The organism is Synechococcus sp. H60.2 (assembly GCF_047462315.1).
Classification (GTDB): Bacteria; Cyanobacteriota; Cyanobacteriia; order Thermostichales; family Thermostichaceae; genus Thermostichus.
In genome coordinates this window covers 1-3,133 of the sequence record NZ_JANSIZ010000134.1, presented here as the reverse complement: position 1 = coordinate 3,133, position 3,133 = coordinate 1, and the positions used below count along the sequence as shown (strand labels likewise).

General features: G+C 59.9%; 2 protein-coding genes. One reads left to right on the top strand and one right to left on the bottom strand.

What is annotated here, in order from left to right:
* Window positions 1-1,317, bottom strand: a 1,317-nt coding sequence (locus NW845_RS12675; RefSeq protein ID WP_414378787.1) for a serine/threonine protein kinase, incomplete at its 3' end; no start/stop codon positions are given.
* A 264-nt stretch (window positions 1,318-1,581) separates the two neighbouring features.
* Here NW845_RS12675 and NW845_RS12670 point away from each other — a divergent pair.
* Window positions 1,582-3,133, top strand: a 1,552-nt coding sequence (locus tag NW845_RS12670; protein ID WP_414378786.1) for a cation:proton antiporter, incomplete at its 3' end; no start/stop codon positions are given.

Sequence of the window (3,133 nt, the reverse complement as noted above, 5' to 3'; positions counted from 1 at the left end):
GAATGGGAGTGGGCGGGGGGGCCGGCGCTGCAACGGGCGGAGGCGCAGGGGTGGGTGGCGATTTGGGCGTGGGTTCGGGTTAAGGGTTCTCCCGAACCGGATCAGGATCATCTTCAAACACTGGCTCACCATCCCGCAGCAGCCAGTCCAGCAGTGGATCTGGGCCGGCCTCCCGCTCATCGGTGTCAGAGGGCAAAGGAACAGCAAGCGGTCTCTCAAAAGCAGACGGAGGCCCCAAAAAGTGCTCCCGGCGATGGCGGCAAAAAGAGCTATCCCGCCCCAGAGGGGGATCTGCCTGTCCCTGGACTCCGGTTGGGCGCCTTCCCAATCATCGATGGCTGCCAGGGTGCGCTCGGAAAACGGCGAGGTTGTTGGAGGGGGCGTGAGGCAAGAGCCAGCGCTGTTGTGGGATTGCAGGGATCCCTCCAATTGGTCGCTGAGGAGCTTCATGGTTTGGGGCCGCTGGCCGGGGTCTTTGGCCAGACAAGCAAGCACCACTTCCTCCAGCGCTGGCGGGATCTCATGAGGCAACTGGGAGCGGTCGAAGGGCCGAGGCTGTTGGTAGTTGTGGGCCTCGTACCAACCGGGAAAAGAATCGGTCTTGGGCTGCAGGGGGTGTTGCCCGGTCAGCATGCGGTGGAGCACCACGCCGAACGAGTAGATGTCGGAGCGGGGATCCAATTCCTCGCCGCGCACCTGCTCGGGAGAGGCGTAGCGCACCGTCCCCAAAAAGCCGGTGGTTTGGGTGCCGAGGGCCAAAGAAACATCGCTCAGCAACTTGGCGATGCCAAAATCCAGGATCTTGACCGTCTCTCCCAGGGTCTCATCTTTCAAAACAAAGAGATTGCTGGGCTTGATGTCGCGATGGATCACCCCTTTGATGAGGTGGCCATCTTGCTCAGTCTCCAAATTGTGGGCATAGTAGAGACCGGCACACACTTGGCGGGCGATCTTCACCACCTGCTGAGGGGGCAGCAGCGGGTGCTTGAGCATCAGTTCTCCCAAGCTGTGCCCCCTCAGGTATTCCATCACCAAATAAGGTTGGTTGTTCTCCAGACCGTAATCCAGCACCTTGACAATGGCCGGGTGCTCTCCCAGCAGGGTACTGATGCGAATTTCCTGCTGAAAGCGCTTGAGCAAGTGACGGCAGGTGTTTTCATCGCCTGCCAAGTTTTGGTGCAACAGCTTCACCGCCACTGGACGATTGAACAGGCGGGTATCCACAGCCTTGAACACCTGCCCCATGCCCCCTGCCGCAATCTTCTGAACCAGTTCATAGCGCTGACCGATCACTTTTCCAGGAGCAAGCTGGTTCATAAGCGGCCCAAGAGCATGCACTCTCCGATTTTAGTGTGTGTTTCTCGAAGGTTTCTCTCGCCTCTTTGCGGGCGCCACCACCAGGCTGTCTTCATTCCCAGTGTGTTCTTGATGTATTTTGAATGCTTGTTAAACGCCCTGCCGGAGATTGAAGACTGGACGAAAGCTGTGGGCCATGGGGAGCTATCTGAATCTGGATGAATCTGATAGACTCAGGCGGGCGCTTGGCCGAGTCTGTGGGTTGCTGTCTGTTGGGTAGTGATGATGGCTAACTGGCTGCCAATTTCAGGGATCCCTCTGGCCCTGCTCGGCCCGGTGAAAGACCCAGTGCTGGTGTTTCTGATCCTCCTGACGATCATGCTGGTGGCCCCGCTGCTGTTTGAGCGGCTGCACCTGCCGGGGATCATCGGCCTGATCCTGTCCGGGTTGGTGGTGGGGCCCTACGGCTTGGGCATCTTGCAGCGGGACGGAACCATCGTCTTGTTAGGCACGGTGGGGCTGTTGTTTCTCATGTTCATGGCCGGGTTGGAGACCAGCCTGGAGGATTTGAAGCTCAACGCCGGCAAGGCCAGTGTCTTCGGGGTGCTCACCTTTCTGTTGCCAATGGTGATCGGCACGGCGGCCATGCTGGCCTTGGGGTATGACTTTCTGGCGGCAGTGCTGGTGGCCTCGTGTTTTGCCTCCCACACCCTCATTGCCCTGCCGATTGTCTCCAAGTTGGGCCTGATGCGCCTGCAGGCGGTAACAGCCACCCTGGGGGCGACGTTGATTACCAATGTCTTGGCGCTGCTGGTGCTGGCGGTGGTGGTGCGCGCCCATCAAGGGGAGCTGACACTGCAATTCTGGCTGACGCTCATCCCCTCGATTGCCCTCTACATGTTTGCCACCCTCTGGGGGGTGCCCAAGCTGGGCGGTTGGTTTTTCCAGCGCTTTGGCCACGACGAGGGGGCGGAGTTTACTTTTGTGATTGCCACCTTGTTCGTGGTGGCCTACGGGGCGGGGTTGATTGGCATTGAGCCTGTGGTGGGCGCCTTTTTAGCTGGGACGGCCATCACCCCCCTCATTCCCCAGCTCAGCCCCCTCATGAACCGGATTCAGTTCATCGGCAACACGTTGTTTATACCGTTTTTCTTGATCTCGGTGGGGATGCTGATCAACCCCAGCATTCTCTTGGGCGAGCCACGCACGCTGCTGGTGGGCGGAGTGATGATTGCCGCGGAGGTGGTGAGCAAGTTTTTGGCGGCTTGGATCCCGGCCCAACTGTTTGGCTGGCGCTTGGCCAGCGCTATGGTCATGTTCGGCCTGTCGGTAGCGCAGGCGGCGGCTACTTTGGCGGCAATCACGGTGGCTTTCAACGTGAAATTGGTGGATGAGCTGACGGTGAACGGCACCATCGCCATGATCCTGATTACCTGCATTGCCTCGCCTTGGATCGTGGCCCGCTGGGGTGAGCGACTCCAGCCTGCAGAGGTGGCGGCAGAAGCTGGTAACCTGCCCCAGCCAGCCTGGGGATCCCGCGTCCTGGTGCCGGTGGCCAACCCTGACACCGAGAGCAACCTGCTGCGGTTGGCTTTGATTCTGGCCAAGAAAGAAGGGGGGACACTGCTGCCGCTGCACGTTTTGTCTGACCGCGCTGGGATCTCGCCGGCGGCTCTGGCCCGGCAAGAGCAATTGTTGACCTTTGCGGAAGTTCTAGCCCACAGCGCCGTGGCCCGAGTGGAAGCCATTCGGCGGGTGGATGATTCGGTGGAAAAAGGGATCATTCGCTCGGCAGCGGAACGGCAGGCGACCTTGGTGATCCTGGGCTGGAAGGGCT